Genomic DNA, 18,203 nt, shown 5'->3' with positions numbered 1-18,203 from the left:
CCTTACCTCCCGATATATGTAGTTTTATTATTGGTTTACTTTTACCATTGCCGGACGGATGACCCTGTCCTTTAGCATGTAGCCTTTTTGGAATTCTTCCACAACTGTGTTGGATGCAAAGTTTTCGTCTTCAACCTGCATGACAGCCTGGTGCAGATGCGGATCAAACTCTTTTCCGACAGCCTCGATTGCTTCGGCGCCTTCTTTCTTGATCGCCTCCGCAAGACTGCGGTAAACCATTTCCATTCCCTGCTGGAGCGTTTTGGCCTGCTCATTGTCAGTTTCCATTTTCAGCGCTCTTTCGAAATTGTCAAGGGCTGGAAGCAGTTCAGTGATCAGTTTTTGTGCTCTATATTTTTCAGCCGCCTCCTGGTCAAGCTTTGCCCGGCGCCTGGAATTATCAAAGTCTGCCTGAAGACGGAGATAGCGGTTTTCTGCTTCCCCCAATTTCGCCTCAAGCTCTGCAATTTTTTCGTGTGCAGCCTTCAGCTCTGCTGAGTCTTCCTGGCCCATAGATGGCTCTTCACCATTTTCACCAGTTTCAGATGGTGCAGCTGATTCTCCGAAAACTGCTTCGATTGGCTCATTGCTGCCTTGTGCAGCGGCTGCTTCTTGTTCTTCTTCCTTTAAAAAGTCCTTATTGTCTGCCAACTAGTTCACCTCCCTTAAAGGTTAAGCATGCCTGGCGTGACTTGCATGCCATAGGACGCTGATTGGATATAAATATTTACACGCAATGAAAGGGATGGAAGACAGCTTCCACCCATCATCAATATTACCCGCGTCAGCTCTTTTGATACAGCTTCGTCAGGACGTCAGTGAGGTCTGCGCTGATAATCTGCAGCAGGCTGATCACCCTGGAATACTCCATCCTCGTCGGCCCAAGGACCGCGATGGTCCCCAGCTGCTCTGCCCCCATTGAATAGGTGGCAGTAATGAGGCTGCAGTTTTCCATGGCCGAGTTCTCATTCTCTCTGCCGATTTTAATATTGATTCCTGATTTATCTTTGCGTATTAAATCATAGATGCTTTCTTCCTGCTCAATCATATTCATCAGATTCCTGATTTTATTGATATCATGGAATTCCGGCTGGCTGAGCATGTTCGTCTTGCCGCCGAAAAAGAGTTTTTCATTGGCTGACAGCTTTAATATGTCAGCAAAAGAATAGAGCAGGAGATCATAGTGATTGACATGCTGCCTGAGCAGTACAGCCACTTCTTTATAGATTTTATCGTTGAGATTATCTATAGGCACACCGGCTAGCCGCTCATTCAGGATATTGACCAGTTTTTCTATTTCCCCAGGGTGGATATTCTCAGGTATGCTGAACATTTTGTTTTCCACATGCCCTGTATCAGTCACAATGATGGCTATGGCCGTATCCTTGTTCAGAGGGACAATCTGAATTTTTCTCAGCTTGTTTTCTTTAACGGCTGGACCAAGGACAATTGACGTATAGCTCGTCAGTTCTGACATGATTCTGGCAGATTTCTGCACAATCTTTTCGAGCTCATAAATCCGCTCTGCAAAGAGGGACTTAATGGTGAATATATCCTGCTGGTTCAGCTTCTGGGGTGACAAAAGATGGTCAACATAATAGCGATAGCCTTTTTCAGAAGGAACCCTTCCGGATGAGGTGTGTGTTTTCTCGATAAAACCCAATTCTTCTAAATCAGCCATTTCGTTTCGTATAGTGGCCGAACTGAAAGAAATTTCTTCTTTTTTCGACAGGCTCCTTGAACCGACTGGCTGGGCAGACCGAATGAAATCATCAACAATCACCTGGAAAATCAATAATTGACGATCTGTTAACACGTTTATCACCTCTGTTAGCACTCTTCAACAGTGAGTGCTAAATCTAATAATAAATTATCAAATTTATAGGCGCGATGTCAATCATTAGATTACACCGATGAAGGATTGAAATACTTCGTTCCCAAGAAGGCGCCCTTTTCGCGTCAGCCGGATCGACTTCCCGCCAGCTTCGATCAGTTCTAATGTCTGAAGCCTTTCCAGCTCGCTCCTGAACAGCTGAAGGGGATCTTCTTCAAATTTCTCCATAAAGCGGGAAACTTCTACACCTTCCGTCTTTCTAAGCCCCAGGAACATTTCCTCTTCCATCCTTTCAGCTTTTGTCACAATATGCGATTCCATGACAGGAAGTTTGTTTTCCGACAAGGGCTCCATATATTTCTTCAGCGGCCCGTAATTGGCATTCCGGCTCCCGCCTGCATAGCCATGGGCCCCGGCTCCAAATCCATAATACTCTTCATTATTCCAGTATGTCAGGTTATGCCTGCTTTCAAAACCGGGAAGCGCAAAATTGCTGATTTCATATTGCTTAAATCCTTCAAGATCCATCCTTTCCATAAGAAGCTCATACATCGCTGCCTCTGCATCTTCACCCGGGGAAGGAAGCTTCCCTTTTCGCATAAGATTATAAAAAACCGTCTTCGGTTCAATGATCAGTGAGTATCCGGAATAGTGCTGGATATCCAGTGTAAAGGCAGTATCCAGCGTTTCCTTGAAGTCAGCGATGGTCTGGCCCGGCAAGCTGTAAATAAGGTCTACACTGATGCTGCTGAACCCTGTTTTTTTCGCAAGTTCAATTGATGCAAATACATCCTTGGCCCTGTGTGTTCTGCCGATCCTCTTCAGCAATTCTTCATTGAAGGTCTGGACTCCAAAGCTCAGCCTGTTTACCCCGGCATCATAAAGCGCCTTCAGCTTATCTTCAGAAAGATCGCCCGGGTTTGCTTCGAAGGTGAATTCTGCCCCTTCTTCAAGAGGCATATGCTTTCTGATTGATGCGCACAGCATCTCGAGCTGGCGTGCATCCAAGGCAGTCGGGGTGCCTCCGCCAACAAAAATTGAACGGAAAGGGCTTGAGGGACGATCCTGAAGGGTCAATTCCATTTCTTTTTCAAGGGCCTGCAGATATTCATCGACCGGCTGGCCTTTAAGAAACACTTTATTAAAATCACAATAATGGCATATATGTTCACAAAACGGTATATGGATATAAGCCGCATTTATCATACGTGTCGTCACAACCTTTAATAATTTGCTCATCGGCAGATCTTTTTTTCAATGAAAAAGAGGTTAGAGCTGCTTGTATGCAAGCATATCTAACCTCCGGCAACAAATCAAACCTGGAGCCTGTTACTTTTTGGGAGTCGTATCGTCCATTTTCAGGACTGCCATGAATGCTTCCTGCGGAACTTCGACAGAGCCGACCTGCTTCATGCGCTTTTTCCCTTCCTTCTGCTTTTCAAGCAGCTTTCTTTTCCGGGAAATATCTCCGCCGTAACATTTCGCCAATACGTTCTTCCTCATCGCTTTAATCGTTGAACGCGCAACGATTTTTTGCCCGATTGCAGCCTGGATCGGCACCTCAAACTGCTGGCGGGGAATCAGGTCCTTCAGTTTCTCTACAATCACTTTTCCACGTTCATATGCGAAATCTCTATGGACGATAAAGCTGAGCGCATCGACTTTTTCAGCGTTAAGCAGAATGTCCATTTTGACAAGCTTGGATTCTTTATAGCCAATCAGCTCATAATCGAATGAGGCATAGCCTTTTGTGCTGGATTTAAGCTGATCGAAGAAGTCATACACAATTTCCGAAAGCGGAATTTCGTACACAATGCTGACCCTGGTCTCATCCATATACTGCATATCAATGAAAATACCGCGTTTTTCCTGGCAGAGCTCCATGATTGCACCGACATAATCATTTGGCGCCATCATCGTCGCCTTTACATAAGGCTCCTCTACACGGTCAATTTTCTGTGCGTCAGGCATATCTGACGGATTGTCCACTTTCAGCAAAGTGCCGTCAGTCATGACAACATCGTAGATAACGCTTGGTGCAGTTGTGATCAGGTCTATCTTGAATTCCCGCTCAATGCGTTCCTGGATGATTTCCATATGAAGCAGTCCAAGGAATCCGCAGCGGAAACCGAAGCCCAATGCCTGGGAAGTCTCCGGCTCAAACTGAAGCGCAGAATCGTTGAGCTCCAGCTTTTCAAGCGCTTCGCGCAAATCATTGAATCTGGCGCTGTCAATCGGGTACAGGCCGCAGTATACCATTGGATTCAGCTTCCGGTAGCCTGGCAGGGGTTCTGTAGCTCCATTTTTCGCGCTTGTGATCGTATCGCCGACACGTGTATCGCCGACATTCTTAATTGCTGCTGTCAGGAAGCCTACATCACCTACAGAAAGCTCAGGCAGCGGAGTTGATTTCGGTGTGAAAACGCCTACCTCCGTGACTTCGAACTCTTTGCCGGTCGCCATCATCTTGACTTTATCACCGACCTTCACTGTTCCTTCAACAACACGGATATAGGCAACAACGCCTCTGTATGCATCATAAAGGCTGTCAAAGATCAACGCCTTCAGCGGGGCATCTGGATCTCCCTGTGGAGCTGGAACCTTCTCAACGACCTGTTCCAGAATCTCCTCAATTCCGATCCCTGCTTTTGCAGATGCCAATACAGCCTCACTGGCATCAAGCCCGATGACGTCCTCGATTTCACCGCGCACCCGTTCAGGATCTGCACTTGGAAGGTCGATTTTGTTGATGACCGGTACAATTTCAAGGTCATTATCAATGGCAAGGTACACATTTGCCAGAGTTTGGGCTTCAATGCCTTGTGCAGCATCCACAACAAGCACTGCGCCTTCACATGCTGCAAGGCTTCGGGACACTTCATAAGTAAAGTCTACGTGCCCTGGGGTATCAATCAGATGAAAAGTGTAAATTTCTCCATCTTTTGCTTTATATTTTAATTGCACAGAATTCAATTTGATTGTAATCCCGCGTTCTCTTTCCAGGTCCATGGAATCGAGCAGCTGGTCCTTCATTTCCCGCGCCGTCAAGGCATTTGTTCTTTCCAGGATTCTGTCAGCCAGCGTTGATTTCCCATGGTCAATATGGGCAATTATTGAAAAATTCCGGGTTTTCGATTGTCTTTCCAGTCTGTCTTCTCTATTCATAGCGTTCACTCCTACTATACTCGCGCATATACACTATTTTTGATTATATCAGCAGGGGTTGGAACATTCAAGGAAAAGCGGAAGCACTGAGAAGGCCACTAAAATAAAACAGCCATCTCCCGGATGGCCGATTGTTCTCTATTATTTTATCAGATCCGCCACTTTCTGTATGGCGGTGTCTGCGGCCTTTGATAGCCCTTCGGCAAGATCCCTGCCGGCAGAGGAAAAGAAATTATATGCCTTCATCTCTTCCAGCTTTTCTCTTTTCTTTTCCAGGTCATGCGAAGATACGTCCTGGCCGAGTATGGAGGCCTCCAGCTCCCCTGTACTGCTTTCATTAATGGAGAAAGCAGGATTCAGCCCTTTTTCATCATAGCCTCTCATAGCCCTCGTCCCCTCATTGGCATGCTGCATGCCAAAAAGGACGGAAATGAACATCAATGCTGCAGCAAGGAAAGCTTTTACCATAAACATTTTCATCATAATCACCTTTTTCATTCTTTGCCGGCAGGGATATTTCCGGAAGAATCTACTTTCTCTGCCTGCCAGTAATATTCACTGAAAACTTCTGCCAGAGCTTCAGCTGATCTGTACAGCTCCTCGAAGGTATTGTCCACCCCTCCGATTTCAACCAGAATCGCATGCTCGGATAAATCCTGATTGAATTTACCGTTCGTCAGGCTTCCTTCCTTTGTGAATGCCCCCCTGCTTAAGCCTTTATATTTTTTTTCCAAAAGATTATGAAGTTCATTGGCAAATGAAAGATTCTGCTCATAACCTTTATGCTCTGCACCAATGATAAAAGCGACTTTAGCAAAATCGACATCATCTATTTCCGTCGTGGTATCACTTTTCCTTTTGGCATCCCGATGGATATCAATTAAATAAGACAGATGTTGATCAGCTGCGAGTGCAGTTTCGACGGCTTCCCTTGACTGGTCATATGACTGTGAATAGCTCCAGCCTTTTCTGCTTAAGTCAGCCTGGATGTCAGTCTTGTCCACCGCTGCGCCAATGCCCTTTGCCTCCAGGGCTGATTTCAGGCGTTCTCCCACTTTGGTGATATTCTGTTCAGGATGAAATGCCTGATCAATATCCTTCACTCCATCCAAGTAAGGAAGGAAAGATTCACGATTATGCGAAAAATAAATATAAACGATCTTTTTGCCTCCGGTCGTCATCCTTGTTTCTTCATCGATACCCGCCATTTTTCCGCCGTTCATCAGGGAAGCTTCCTGTTCAGCCCGCAGCGATTCAATCGGAGGCGGGGATTCAATTGGCATATTGGGATTATTCGTTTCTTCACCCGCTGTGAGGAGTGCGCCTTCATAACCTCGAAAGGCAGGCAGTTCTCTTCCAAGCAGACTGCCCGGGTCATTCAGGCGTACATTCGTGGACAGTTCGAATAATAGGCCTGAAAGGGGAGGGTGCACCGGTCTATCCGGCAGCGCTGCATGGAAATGGTGATTCTCCAAACCAATCAGCTGGTACAGCCCCTCTGCTTTCATATTGGACAGCGCAGCCCTGATAGATTCAGGGACAGCCCTATATTCATTGCCCGGAAAAGCAACAGCCCCGCTTACTGCAAATACCAGGCCGGAAAACAGCAGACAGGCTGTGCTTGCCTTCAGAAATCCAGACCCAATCATGCCCGGGCGGTTATCAGTTGGTTTCGCTGTTTTCATAGGTCCACCTCTTCAGCTTAAGTCTAGTAAATCTTATGACTGTGCTAGAGTAGATAGAACCTCAAGAAGGCTACCTAGTATAAAAACCGGAATTTTCCTGGTTGATCCTGCTATGGAGGGCAGCATTCAGCCCATTGGCTACAAGATTGGACATATCCTCCATAAACACATCCACCTCTTTCGGTGTTACCATCAGATTATGGCCGATTGGAGAAAGCACCTCATAAATCAGCTTTCTCTTTTCTTCATCTGGAAGTGTGCCGACAATGCCAAGGAAAGTCTGCCGCTGCTGTTCTTCTGGCAGGTCTTCCTCTGTGAGCTTCTTCCTTTTCCCGAAATTCATGCCTGCAGGGGCCAGCGCCCGGGATGGCCTGTCACCTTCCTTAAGCTCCCTGCCGAAATGCTTAAGAATGAAATCAATTGTATCGCTTGTGATGCTGACTGCATCCACGACGGTCGGCACCCCAATTGCAATCACTGGAATCCCGAGAGTTTCCCTGCTGAGCTCCTTCCGCTTGTTGCCTACTCCTGAACCCGGATGGATGCCTGTATCAGAAATTTGGATGGTAGAGTTCACCCTTTCAATTGAGCGGGCGGCCAGGGCGTCAACTGCAAGCACAAAGTCCGGCTTCGTCTTCTCCACTACCCCAAAGATGATATCGCTTGTCTCGATCCCGGTCAGCCCCATAACGCCAGGGGCAAGGGCACTTACTGGCCTGTAGCCCTCTTCAACATTTTCCGGCTGAAGCTGATAAAGGTGGCGTGTGACCAAAATATTTTCACAAACCTGGGGTCCCAGTGCATCGGGCGTGACATTCCAGTTTCCGAGACCAACGACAAGGCAGCTTGCATCTTTCTTGATCCCCATCCCCTCAATGAAACGGGCCAATTCGCTTGAAAACACATTTTCGACCTTCTGCTGAAGCTCTGTGTCCTGCTGCCTGATACCCTGGACCTCAATGGTTAGATACTTGCCTTCTTTCTTCCCGAGGGATTTGGCGCCTTCTGATGTCACCTCAACATAAGATATCTTGAGATCATCTTCTTCTTTTTCTTTAATTATGACCCCTTCAAGCTGAGAGAGATTCTCTTCTTTCCCAAGGTTTTTTGAGCGTTCATCCATTACTATCTCCCTGGCTTCAATGGCAAGGTCGGTTCTTATTGAATAGCTGCTAAGATCTAATGGTTCTTTCACATTGCTGCCCTCTTTTCTTCAATCCGGCCTGGGCCGGTGCTTTTTCCTAGCTTTGCCTGAACCGCGCCAATTCATTCAGAAGCTGTCCCGCCTGGAGCCTATGTTCATTTGCTTCCCTAAAATGATCAAACTGCTTTTGGGTCCTTCCCGGCAAAAAGAATTGATTTTAAACTACAGTATTGCATTATTAGCATGCCTTTGATAAAATAGCACTTGTTCTTAATTATTGTTAATGAATGATATGAAAGTCGAGTTAATATAATCTCGATTGCTTTTTTCTAGGAGGTGAATGGAATGCCAAACATTAAATCTGCTATTAAACGCGTAAAAACAAGCGAAGCCCGCAATGCTCAAAACGTGACTGTTAAGTCTTCAATGCGTACTGCTGTCAAGAAAGCTGAAGCTGCAATCGTGAACGAAGATACAGCTGCTGCTAAGACTGCATATGCGAACGCAGTCAGCCAGCTTGACAAAGCTGCTGCAAAAGGCCTTATCCACAAAAACGCTGCTGCACGCAAGCAATCTCGTCTTGCTAAAAAACTAAACTCTTTGAACGCGTAATCGTTTAAAGATTCCCGGCTATCTTCACAGATAGCCTTTTCTTATGCCGTAAAAATGAAAAAAATGGCCTTTTGGGCCATTTTTTTATTTTGTCTGTTTGTGGAGGGCATGGTCGTGGAGCCTGAACAAAAACATCTCAATAAGCATTTCCTTGTTCATCCCCCCTGTTTTCATCTCATAATCTGCTTCTGCCAGAAGCTTCATGATGCGGGACAGTTCCTCATCTCCGAAAAGCTGGGCCTGTCCGGCTGCAAGCTTGACCCTGAAGGGATGGACCTTTAAGTATCCGGCCGTCTGCTGCTGGCCGTATCCCCTTCTCGACAGCTCCTTCACCTGGTAGATTAGCCTGAATTGGCCGGTCAGAATGGAAAGAATTTTAATCGGCTCTTCATTTTGCTTTAAAAGATCATAATAAATCCGCAGTGCCTCATCTATTTTTCTGTGGACCACCTTGTCGACAAGGGTGAAAATATTCTGCTCAAGCGACCTGGCAACCAGCTTGTCAACTGCCTCGGCATCAATCAGCTTTTCCTCGTCGGCATATAAGGCCAATTTATCAATTTCACCTGTCAGCATAAAGAGGTTGGTACCTGCCAGAGTCAGCATAAGCTGCACGGCATCCTCCTCAATCTGGACGCCGTTCTGGGCAGCCCTTTCCCTGATCCAGACTTTCAGCTCCTGCTCCCCCAGTTTTTTGGCCTCAAGGACACTTGCTTTTTTCTTCAGTTCCTTCGTAATCTTTTTTCTATCATCCAGCTTTTCATAGGGTGCCGCAAACACAATAATTGAATATGGCGACGGCTCTTTTAAATAGGATTCCAGCTTGGCCAGATTATGCTCAGTCTTCCCCTTTGTCTTTTCGGAAGTCAGAAAAGAGGGGTTGTGAAGAAAGATGAGCCTCTTATCCCCCATGAAAGGGAAGGTCTCTGCATCCTCAAGTGCCGCTTCTATTGGTGTTTCCTCCAAATCATATGTAGACAGATTAAAATCGCTCTCGTCTTCAGCCAGCACATTGTTGATAAGCAGCTGTTTTGTTTCATTAATCAAAAAGCCTTCTGTTCCGTATAATAAATATATCGGGGTGAATTGTTTGTTATTTATTTGCTTCCACACATCTAAAACCAATTGTCTCGCTCCGTTCAATACTTTTTTTCCTACTCCTATCCTAAAGAAGACCGGACGATTTGACAAGCATTCAAAGGAACCGGGCTCGCCGATGCCCAGTTCCCCATCTATATTGAACGTCGCCAGCCAAGGCCTAGGATACTTGATTGGCGGCGGTGCGAAAACATTGTGATGTTATTTTCTGCTGCGCGAAATCAAACTATTTGTGACAACTCCTTCTAGTCCAGGAAAACGCACACAGGAATTGTGGATTTTTTTTTATATATCGCTTATACTAAAAATGATATAGGAGGGGTAGACTGTGAACGAATTTGAAAAGAACGTCCAAAGCAAACGCAACGATGCTGTTGATTCCGGCGTAGGGTTTGCCGTATCTTTCGGCTTTTTCGCATTATTGTTTGTTATTGCAACAGTCATTAAATTCATTGGAGCGTAAAAACAGCTACATAGCGTAAATTTATGGAGACTGCATACACATGCAGTCTCTTTTCATTTCTGCTTATGAAGCCTGCGGTGAATGGGAAGGGCTTTCTTAATCTTATATTATGGGAGCTTGAGGGAAAACGTTCCTGCCTTTTCGGTAAATGTGTAGGTAATTGCCCCATGAAGATCAGTTCTCAAGATTTTTATTTTCTCGGAACTCAATCTTAAAAGTACTTCTTGGTGAGGATGCCCATACCGATTGTTCCTCCCGGCAGAGATGACGGCCGCTTTAGGCTCAATTTGCCGCAGAAACTGGCTCGAACTGGAGGAATTGCTTCCATGGTGCCCCGCTTTGAGTATATCTGCCTTTAAATGAGGATATTTTTGGATGATCCTGCCTTCTCCCTCCTCCTCAAGGTCGCCTGTAAAAAGCCAGCGCAACCCTCCGGCTTTCGCCAGGATGACAAGAGAACCATCGTTTTTACTTCCATATTCTCTGCCCTGGATGGGGGAGATGATTTGGAAGCTGCTGCTGCCAGCCTGCCATCCGCTCCCTGATTCAGCATAGACCACTGGTATGGACAGTTCATCCGCTCGCTGGATCAGCAAATTTTCAAGCTCCCCGCCCTCACCCCCTCTAGGGAAGACGATTTCATTGATTTTAATCTCATCCAGCACACCAGCTGCTCCCCCTATATGATCAGCATCCCCATGGGTCAGGATCAGTCTGTCCAGCCGGGAAATTCCTCTGCTCTTCAAAAATGGCACCACAATATCCTTCCCTGGATCAAATATATCTTTTCTTTTTTCCCATTCTTCGGTTTCAAACTGAAGCCTGCCGCCTGTATCGATTAAATAATCTCCCTTGCCATAGGGCAGGGAAACCAAAATGCTGTCACCCTGCCCTACATCCAGAAAGGTGATTTCCCCTTTTGGAGAGAATTTTTGTTCCAATGGCTGAAAGGAGAAAAGCAACAGCATGCCTGCGGCCATTTTAAGGGTAAAGTGCTCTTTCTTCCTTTCCCATATGATCAATAATGCTGGTACTCCTGTTATATACATGGCCAAAGCAGGCCCGGATGGCTTCCCCAGCACCAACACAGCACCAGGCAATGATCCAAGCTTTCCGGCGGCCAAATTGGCCATGCCTGCGCTCCACTCAAGCACCTGCAGGATCAGGCCGGCATTCCCACCTGAAAGTATATGCAAAAGGAATCCCAGCAGGATGCCAGGCAAGAGGATAAATGAAAAAAAGGGGATGTAAAGAAGATTGGCGAAGAGAGCGAAAAGCGATATCTCATAAAAGAAGAAGAGAATGATCGGGGCGGATGCAAGCTGGGCAGCCAATGAAACAGCCACGCTTTGGGATATCCAGTGGTTCAGATTTTTAAAGATTGAGGGGGCTGAGATAATAAGGGCAAAGCTGACACAAAAAGACAGCTGAAATCCGGGTTCGTAGACTATATGAGGGGAGAAGAAAAGGCAAACGGCAAAAACAGAGCTTACGGCATCAATCGGCTGAAGCTTCTTCTTTCCTCTTGCAGCCAGCGAATAGATCAGCATACACATCAACATCAGTACAGCCCTGGTGACAGAAGGAGCCCCGCCGGTCAGGACGGCGTAAACCGGCAAGAACAGCAGCAGCAGGAATTTCATCCTTTTACTGGGGACGCCTGCTCTTTTCCCTATATAAAGGATCATGGCTGCCAGGAGGCCGACATGAAGGCCGGATATCGCCAGAAGATGCACAATGCCGAGCTTCTGATAGTCCTCCAGCAGACTGGTGTCCATCAGGCCCCTTTCTCCAAAAACAAGGGCGGCTGCCAGCGGTGCAAGGCTTCCGGGGAATTCCGTTTCAATATAAGCGATCCCTGACTGCCTCAGCCTCTTTATTTTTGCAACAGGATGGCTTGCCGTGCCGGAACACCGGCTGAGCATCAGCGAATCAGCTTCAAGAATCCAGAACGTCTGCTTTCTTTCCAGATAAAGCCTGTAGTCAAATCCATTCGGATTAGCTGCCTGCATGGGCTTTTCGAGAATGCCATCCACGCGGCATACCAGCCCTGGAACCAGATTGTTCCGCAGCAGCTGCTTTTCTTTCTGTGAATCCAGCTTATAGGCAAGAAGCAGTTTTTCCCCTGTCTTTCTGTCGCGTGAGTTTACAGAAAGGCTGTTTCCATCAATCTTCATTTCTGACAGCTCCAGCTGAAACGTTTTCTCGGCTCCGCTTAATACACTGTGATTTCCCTTTTCTGCAAAATAACCTCTGCAGGCAAATATCAGCAGCGTAATAAATAAAAGAAGAATCAACATTTTTGAGAATCGTTTTATTAGTGCAAATAGGCACATAAGGAATACGGCAAATAGCGATAATGCTATGTTCCCTTCCAGCACGATCACCAGTCCAGCCAGGGCAGCAGCAGCAAAATAAAAAGAATTCCCCTTCACTGATACCTCCAGTCCAGTTACTTAGCTGTAATGCCAGCCCCGGTTCCAAAAAGCTCCCCGGCTTCTGCCTGAAGTTTATCAATCCGCTCATGGTCTGTCCCGTTTTGCTTCATCTCTTCCAACAGGTTTTTAATATATTCAGCCTTTTCCGCACGGTTAAATTCGAGAGAAATTTCTTTGTGCATTACCTGCTCCACCCTGACGCCTGCCTGTTCAAACAGCTCAATTGCATACGGATGGTTTTTGTAGGCTTCAGCGTAATACACTGTTGCAATGCCAGCCTGTATGATAGCCTTGCAGCATTGAAGGCATGGGAAATGCGTGACATAAATATCCGCTCCTGCAGTGGGCACACCGAATTTGGCACATTGCAGGATGCTGTTCATCTCAGCATGTATAGTCCTGACGCAATGATTATCGATGACATAGCAGCCGTGGTCGATGCAATGGTCTCCTCCTGCTATCGAACCGTTGTATCCGCCTGCAATGATGCGTTTGTCGCGGACAATTGTAGCCCCGACTGCCAGCCTTGTACATGTGCTCCTTAAAGCCAGCAAATGGCTTTGAGCCATAAAATATTGGTCCCATGATAAACGCTGTTCCATTTTTCTCCTCCTAAAATCTCTTTGTTATAGAATAATCTCCTGGTACAAGTTTAATCTCTTTTTCAAAAGCACGTCAATGAGGCTCATTTCAATTTTATATAAGATTTAAGCTTTTCAAAGGTTTTTTCACCTATCCCGCTAATCTGCATCAAGTCCTCAAGCGACTGGAACGGACCTTCCGTTTCCCTGTACTCAATGATGGCAGCTGCTTTTGATGGGCCAATCCCCGGAATATCCTGAAGCTCCTCACTCCCCGCACTGTTGATATTTACCATTCCATCTTCTCCCGAGGCTGCACTGATAGCCTGTGCTGGTTCAGTTCCACCTGACAATTCCTCCCCCTCCTCCGGTACGTAAATAACCATTTCATCGCCCACTCTCTGGGCAAAGTTTATCCGGGCCTCATCTGCGTTTTCTGTCAGCCCCCCTGCCTTCTGAATAAGATCAGCCACACGCTCTCCGTCAGCTGCTTCATATAAACCCGGGTTCCTCACACTCCCCTTCACATCAACCTTAATGACAGGCGGAGCAGCTTCTTTTTCTTTTTCTTTTTCTTTTTCTTTTTCCTCTTCCTCCCCCAGGCCAGGCAATGACTCCAGCTCCTCCTCCATCTGCAGACTTTCAAGCGGGTCACCATCCCCTTTGTTTCCCTGAAGAAAAAAATAAAACAGCAAAATTAATAAGAAAGCCGCACCAATCCCAGCCAGCGGGCGGCGCTTGATCCAATCCAGCATGATCGCATCCCCTTTCAAGGTATATTTGAGTTTTCAATTTCATATCGTTATATGAGATATCTTGCTGTCAAAGGAGGGTTATTTATGAATGTCGGATTTATCGGTACAGGGAATATGGGGAAAATTCTTATCCAGGCCTTACTTGATGCCAAAGCCGTTCCTCCCTCCTCTGTGACGATTACAAACAGAACTTTGGAGAAAGCGGCAGAGATACAGAAAGAGTACAGCGGCCTGAAACTTGCGGAGGGAGCAGCCGAAACGGCTGCCAATTCAGATTTGATTTTCATTTGTGTGAAGCCTCATGATTTTGCGGATGTGATCCAGGAAATCCGGCCATATTTAAGTGATGAGGATTGCGTGATTTCAATAACAAGCCCTATCAGCGCCGAACAGCTCGAATCTTTTGTCCCCTGTTCAGCAGCACGGGTGATTCCAAGCATCACCAACAGGGCACACGCCGGTGTGGCTCTTGTTACTTACGGGGAGCATTTCAGGGATGAATGGAAGCAGAAGCTCATGCCGCTTATCGAGGCCATTGCCAAGCCTGTGGAAATAGAAGAAGAAATAACAAGGGTATCATCTGACATCGTAAGCTGCGGACCTGCATTTTTCAGTTATCTGACACAGCAATTCATTAATGCGGCCGTTGCGGAAACAAAAATAAATCGGGAGACTGCCACTGTTCTTGCCAGCGAAATGCTGATCGGGATGGGAGAGCTGCTGAAAAAGGGGCATTATACCCTTCCTGCCCTTCAGCGGAAGGTCTGTGTTAAAGGAGGAATAACCGGTGAAGGAATAAAGGTGCTGGAGAAGGAATTAGGTGATGTTTTCCGGCATGTGTTCCAGGCAACACATTCTAAATTCGAGGAAGATCTTACACAGGTCAAAAAACAGTTCACTGTCCATTAACATTCTCTGCTTCCTTTCAAAATTCCTTCTGCTGCCGCTGACTTTTTTTGAACAGCCTTACAGGAATACGAAAAAAAGCAAAAGCCGCCCCCCATCGGGAGCGGCTTTTGCTAGTTTTTGCGGCAAATGAAAAAGATCCTTTCGGACTCTTGCGCCGGGAGCTCGGTCTCAAAATCCGCTGTTATTTCCAGCAGGGTAAACCCTGCTTTTAAAAGCCAGTCTTTATAGATATCTATAGGATAAGTGCGCTGCAGATGGAGCTCATCATATCTGTCATATTTCATGAGCGAAGGGTCCAGCTGAAAGAAAGTCAATTCATGTTCAATACTGAAAGGATGCTCCCCAGGGAAGCATTCCCATATATAAGAGATTTCATCTTCATTCAAGGCAAAGGTCTGATCCCTGAAGATATGCTCCATCTTATAGACTGAATGTACATCAAAGATGAACAAACCGCCTTCCTTCAGGTGCCTTCCCACACTTTCGAATGTCTGCTCAACCTCTTTTTCGCTCTGAAGATAGTTCAGGGAGTCACAGAAGATCCCTGCAATATCATACTCGCCAAGCCCCTCGAGTTCTGACATGTCCTGCTGATAGAAAGAGATATCTGCCCCCTGCTCCATCGCTTTTGCCTGGGCGACAGCGAGCATATCCTCCGATAAATCAACTCCGGTTACATCGTATCCGGCTTGTGCGAGACGGACAGAAAGCTCCCCGGTGCCGCAGGCAAGATCAAGAAGGCGCTTCCCTTCAATCCTGTACTTCTCTGTACTGCTTTTTACTGTTTCCACCCAGCCTTCATAAGGCACATCCTTCATCAGTGCATCATAAAGGTAGGCGAACTTCCCATAGGTCATTGTCCAAGCACGCTCTGGACATCCACTGAAGGTGCATCGCCCCACAGGCGTTCTAAGTTATAATAGCTTCTCTCATCCTTATGGAAAACATGGGCTACAACATCCCCGAGGTCAACGAGTATCCATCTCGCCTCGTCAAATCCTTCCATCCGGTTGACTGTATAGCCAAGCTCTTCGCTCTTTTCTTTCATTTCACGGGCGATTGCCTGGACTTGCTTATCAGAATTACCGTGGCAAATCAGAAAATAATCTGAGATGAGGGAAATCCCTTTCATATTCAATACCACAATATCTTCTGCTCGTTTATCATCGGCTGCTTTTACAGCCATATCTAATAAGGCGCGTTCACTCATTTAATCAGTCTCCTTTTTCATTACAAGATCATTATACGACAGAAAAGTCAGCGGAAACACCGGCTGATTCTTCTTCATTAAAAACGTGATAGTATTCTGCATTGCTTTTATTAAGGCTGAATCAAGATCTGTTTCAGCCAGTTTCCGGACTTCATCCACACCCGGAAAATGCCGGCCGGGTTCAATATAGTCGGCGAGATAAATGATTTTATCAAGTAAGGGCATTCGCGGCCTTCCTGACGTATGATACCGGATTGCATCCAGGATTTCAGGATCGGTCACCCCTGCCTCTGTTTCAGCAAGGTAGGCACCAGCAGGGGCATGCCAAAGCTCGCTGTTGTACATAAGGAGCTCCTCAGGCATTTTTTGCTCTATGATAATCCTCTTCATTTCATCCTTCGGGCGGAACTTGGCATAATCATGGAGAATAGCGGCCGTTTCAGCCTTCTGGATATCAGCCCCAAAGGTGCGGGCAAGGCCGATTGCCGTTTCCATCACACCGATTGTATGCTGGTAGCGGTGTTCTGTTAACTGTTTCTTTACTATTTTTAGATAAAATTCACGATCCATACAAACGATTCTCCTCAATATACTTCCTGACGCTTTCCGGAATTAGATAGCGCACGGTATCTCCCTGGCTGAGCCTTTCCCTGATCATGCTCGATGAAACATCCATCTGCGGCACATCAACCGGGACAACCGGATAGTCAGTACGGCTGCTATAGGAAGGCCTGCCGACGCCGGCAAAGACGGCAAGCTCAAGGAGGTCATTTATTTTATACCATTTCGGCAGATACTCAATCATATCAGCCCCGATGATAAAATAGAATTCGGTATCCTTATTCTGCTCTTTAAGCAGCTTCATTGTATCATAAGTGTAGGATGGCCCCCCGCGTTCCATTTCAATCGTCTGGATTTCAAAGCGCGGGTGCCCCTCAATTGCAAGCTCCAGCATTTCTACCCTTGCTTGATCAGATGCAGCTGAAGACTTCTTTTTATGCGGGGGATCCTGGTTTGGCATAAACCAGACCTTGTCCAATGAAAGGGAATGGAGCACCTCATTTGCAATCAGCAGATGGCCATGATGGGGAGGATTGAATGTACCTCCAAGAATGCCGATCCTCTTCACCTGCAGTCCTCCTTTTGCCGCCTCTTGGCTGCAAACATGCCTTCATTATGGCAGCTGGATTTGTTTGTTTTCTTTTGATTCTTTATAAAGGACGATCATATTGCCGATGATCTGCACCAGCTCTGCTTTAGTCCCTTTAACGAGCTTCTCAGCCACTTCGTCTCTATCTTCATCACAGTTCTGCAGGATGCTTACCTTCAGCAATTCCCTTGCCTCGAGCGCTTCCCCGATCTGTGATATCATATTTTCGTTCACCCCGCCTTTTCCAACCTGAAAAATCGGGTTCAAGTGATGTGCTTTTGAGCGCAATAATCTTTTTTGTTTTCCTGTTAACATGTTTGTCCTCCCAGTTGTGTAATAACGCCTGCTTCCATCCTGTCTGTATCCGGAAAGGTTCCAGTCCACCTTTCAAAGGCCAATGCCCCCTGGCAGACAAACATTTTCAGGCCATTCTGGATGGATGCACCTTTGTTTTTAGCTTCCCGCAAAAATTTGGTTTCAAGCGGGTTATATATTATATCGCTGACAAAAGCACCGGCCTTCAGATGATAAAGTCCAAAGGGCAATGCATTTACGTCGGGCAGCATGCCGATCGGTGTTGTCTGGATGATGATATCATACTCAGCCAGTTTTTCTTCTGCCTGCTGAAAGCCTAAAGCATCCGTTCTGACAGGAAAGGGGCATTTATCCGCAAGAGCCTCCGCCTTTGCCGCTGTCCGATTGCAGATATCTATTGCCTGAACGCCTTTTTGTGCGAGCGTATAATAGATTGCCTTTGCCGCTCCGCCTGCTCCGGCAATCAGGATTTTTTTCCGGCTGAAATCAGGCACCTCAGAAGCGAGGCCTCTTACATAGCCCTCCCCATCCGTGTTGTACCCAATCAATTTCCCATCTTTATTAAGGACAGTATTCACCGCCCCGATTGCCTCTGCCAGCTGATCGATTTCATCCAGGAATGGCATGATTTCTGTTTTATGGGGTACAGTGACATTAAACCCTGCAACCCCGATTGCCCGGAGCCCCTTCACTGCGTCCCCTAAATCTTCCCGTCTGACTTTTAGCGGAACATAGCAGGCATCCAGTCCATATATACCAAACAGATCATTATGCATCGCCGGCGACATTGAGTGGCCAATCGGATCGCCGATTACAGCAAAGAGCTTTTTCAAGTCCCTCTCCC

Annotated in this window: 20 protein-coding genes; 3 read left to right on the top strand and 17 right to left on the bottom strand. The window is 46.6% G+C overall.

Annotated elements, in window-relative coordinates; all coding sequences use genetic code 11:
- Positions 1 to 27 precede the first annotated feature (27 nt).
- The 7 genes from grpE to gpr all read right to left on the bottom strand — a co-directional run bounded on the left by grpE (position 28) and on the right by gpr (position 7,879).
- Positions 28 to 651 (bottom strand): nucleotide exchange factor GrpE, encoded by a 624-nt coding sequence (grpE, locus tag RBB45_RS00930; RefSeq protein WP_101550346.1) that lies wholly within the window; start codon positions 649 to 651, stop codon positions 28 to 30.
- 133 nt (positions 652 to 784) lie between these two features.
- Positions 785 to 1,816, bottom strand: coding sequence for a heat-inducible transcriptional repressor HrcA (gene hrcA, locus RBB45_RS00925; RefSeq protein WP_009796262.1), 1,032 nt, complete (start codon positions 1,814 to 1,816; stop codon positions 785 to 787).
- Between the two features lie 84 nt (positions 1,817 to 1,900).
- On the bottom strand, positions 1,901 to 3,040 hold the full coding sequence (hemW, locus tag RBB45_RS00920) for a radical SAM family heme chaperone HemW (protein WP_022544210.1): 1,140 nt from the start codon (positions 3,038 to 3,040) through the stop codon (positions 1,901 to 1,903).
- A 123-nt stretch (positions 3,041 to 3,163) separates the two neighbouring features.
- On the bottom strand, positions 3,164 to 4,999 hold the full coding sequence (gene lepA / locus RBB45_RS00915; protein ID WP_094767029.1) for a translation elongation factor 4: 1,836 nt from the start codon (positions 4,997 to 4,999) through the stop codon (positions 3,164 to 3,166).
- A 141-nt stretch (positions 5,000 to 5,140) separates the two neighbouring features.
- Positions 5,141 to 5,482, bottom strand: a complete 342-nt coding sequence (locus RBB45_RS00910) for a YqxA family protein (RefSeq protein ID WP_224951539.1) — start codon at positions 5,480 to 5,482, stop codon at positions 5,141 to 5,143.
- 11 nt (positions 5,483 to 5,493) lie between these two features.
- Positions 5,494 to 6,684, bottom strand: coding sequence for a stage II sporulation protein P (spoIIP, locus tag RBB45_RS00905; RefSeq protein WP_094767028.1), 1,191 nt, complete (start codon positions 6,682 to 6,684; stop codon positions 5,494 to 5,496).
- 70 nt (positions 6,685 to 6,754) lie between these two features.
- Entirely contained in the window at positions 6,755 to 7,879 is a 1,125-nt protein-coding gene (gene gpr, locus RBB45_RS00900) for a GPR endopeptidase (protein ID WP_009796267.1), read from the bottom strand.
- A gap of 294 nt (positions 7,880 to 8,173) precedes the next feature.
- On the opposite strand from gpr, the gene rpsT reads away from it, so the two are divergent.
- On the top strand, positions 8,174 to 8,440 hold the full coding sequence (gene rpsT / locus RBB45_RS00895; RefSeq protein ID WP_009796269.1) for a 30S ribosomal protein S20: 267 nt from the start codon (positions 8,174 to 8,176) through the stop codon (positions 8,438 to 8,440).
- 84 nt (positions 8,441 to 8,524) lie between these two features.
- On the opposite strand, the gene holA is transcribed toward rpsT, so the two are convergent.
- Positions 8,525 to 9,565 carry a DNA polymerase III subunit delta gene (gene holA, locus RBB45_RS00890; RefSeq protein ID WP_009796270.1) on the bottom strand — a complete coding sequence of 347 codons (1,041 nt, stop codon included), beginning with the start codon at positions 9,563 to 9,565 and terminating at the stop codon, positions 8,525 to 8,527.
- 301 nt (positions 9,566 to 9,866) lie between these two features.
- On the opposite strand from holA, the gene RBB45_RS00885 reads away from it, so the two are divergent.
- Complete coding sequence (locus tag RBB45_RS00885) at positions 9,867 to 10,001, top strand: YqzM family protein (protein ID WP_009796271.1); 135 nt, start codon at positions 9,867 to 9,869, stop codon at positions 9,999 to 10,001.
- Positions 10,002 to 10,108: 107 nt separating this feature from the next.
- Here RBB45_RS00885 and RBB45_RS00880 read toward each other — a convergent pair whose 3' ends face one another.
- From RBB45_RS00880 to RBB45_RS00870, 3 genes are all read right to left on the bottom strand, one after another.
- Positions 10,109 to 12,436, bottom strand: coding sequence for a DNA internalization-related competence protein ComEC/Rec2 (locus RBB45_RS00880; protein WP_306009021.1), 2,328 nt, complete (start codon positions 12,434 to 12,436; stop codon positions 10,109 to 10,111).
- A gap of 17 nt (positions 12,437 to 12,453) precedes the next feature.
- Positions 12,454 to 13,041 carry a ComE operon protein 2 gene (locus RBB45_RS00875; protein ID WP_009796227.1) on the bottom strand — a complete coding sequence of 196 codons (588 nt, stop codon included), beginning with the start codon at positions 13,039 to 13,041 and terminating at the stop codon, positions 12,454 to 12,456.
- Between the two features lie 83 nt (positions 13,042 to 13,124).
- A complete protein-coding gene (locus tag RBB45_RS00870; RefSeq protein ID WP_022544212.1) occupies positions 13,125 to 13,775 on the bottom strand; it encodes a helix-hairpin-helix domain-containing protein in 651 nt (216 codons plus the stop codon).
- An 84-nt stretch (positions 13,776 to 13,859) separates the two neighbouring features.
- Between RBB45_RS00870 and comER the strand changes: the two genes are divergently transcribed.
- Complete coding sequence (gene comER / locus RBB45_RS00865; RefSeq protein ID WP_022544213.1) at positions 13,860 to 14,684, top strand: late competence protein ComER; 825 nt, start codon at positions 13,860 to 13,862, stop codon at positions 14,682 to 14,684.
- Between the two features lie 110 nt (positions 14,685 to 14,794).
- Here the strand turns inward: comER and RBB45_RS00860 are convergent, their stop codons facing one another.
- The 6 genes from RBB45_RS00860 to aroE are packed head-to-tail and all read right to left on the bottom strand — an operon-like array spanning position 14,795 to position 18,192.
- On the bottom strand, positions 14,795 to 15,541 hold the full coding sequence (locus RBB45_RS00860; RefSeq protein WP_129612077.1) for a class I SAM-dependent DNA methyltransferase: 747 nt from the start codon (positions 15,539 to 15,541) through the stop codon (positions 14,795 to 14,797).
- Positions 15,538 to 15,894: a ribosome silencing factor gene (rsfS, locus tag RBB45_RS00855; RefSeq protein ID WP_009796232.1), complete on the bottom strand. Its 357-nt coding sequence runs from the start codon at positions 15,892 to 15,894 to the stop codon at positions 15,538 to 15,540. The genes RBB45_RS00860 and rsfS overlap by 4 nt, the downstream gene beginning before the upstream one ends.
- Positions 15,895 to 16,464 carry a bis(5'-nucleosyl)-tetraphosphatase (symmetrical) YqeK gene (gene yqeK, locus RBB45_RS00850; RefSeq protein WP_248137429.1) on the bottom strand — a complete coding sequence of 190 codons (570 nt, stop codon included), beginning with the start codon at positions 16,462 to 16,464 and terminating at the stop codon, positions 15,895 to 15,897.
- Positions 16,454 to 17,023: a nicotinate-nucleotide adenylyltransferase gene (locus RBB45_RS00845; RefSeq protein ID WP_101550360.1), complete on the bottom strand. Its 570-nt coding sequence runs from the start codon at positions 17,021 to 17,023 to the stop codon at positions 16,454 to 16,456. Before RBB45_RS00845 ends, yqeK begins: the two co-directional genes overlap by 11 nt.
- Before the next feature lie 45 nt (positions 17,024 to 17,068).
- Positions 17,069 to 17,359, bottom strand: a complete 291-nt coding sequence (gene yhbY / locus RBB45_RS00840; protein WP_009796235.1) for a ribosome assembly RNA-binding protein YhbY — start codon at positions 17,357 to 17,359, stop codon at positions 17,069 to 17,071.
- Positions 17,353 to 18,192 (bottom strand): shikimate dehydrogenase, encoded by an 840-nt coding sequence (gene aroE, locus RBB45_RS00835; RefSeq protein ID WP_306009020.1) that lies wholly within the window; start codon positions 18,190 to 18,192, stop codon positions 17,353 to 17,355. The genes yhbY and aroE overlap by 7 nt, the downstream gene beginning before the upstream one ends.
- Positions 18,193 to 18,203: the final 11 nt, after the last annotated feature.

Origin of the sequence: Bacillus sp. MMSF_3328 (genome assembly GCF_030733525.1) — a bacterium.
In the GTDB taxonomy this organism is placed as follows: domain Bacteria; phylum Bacillota; class Bacilli; order Bacillales; family Cytobacillaceae; genus Bacillus_AB; species Bacillus_AB infantis.
Note: the sequence above shows the minus strand (reverse complement) of the source record. Positions and strands in the feature narration are given on the sequence as shown.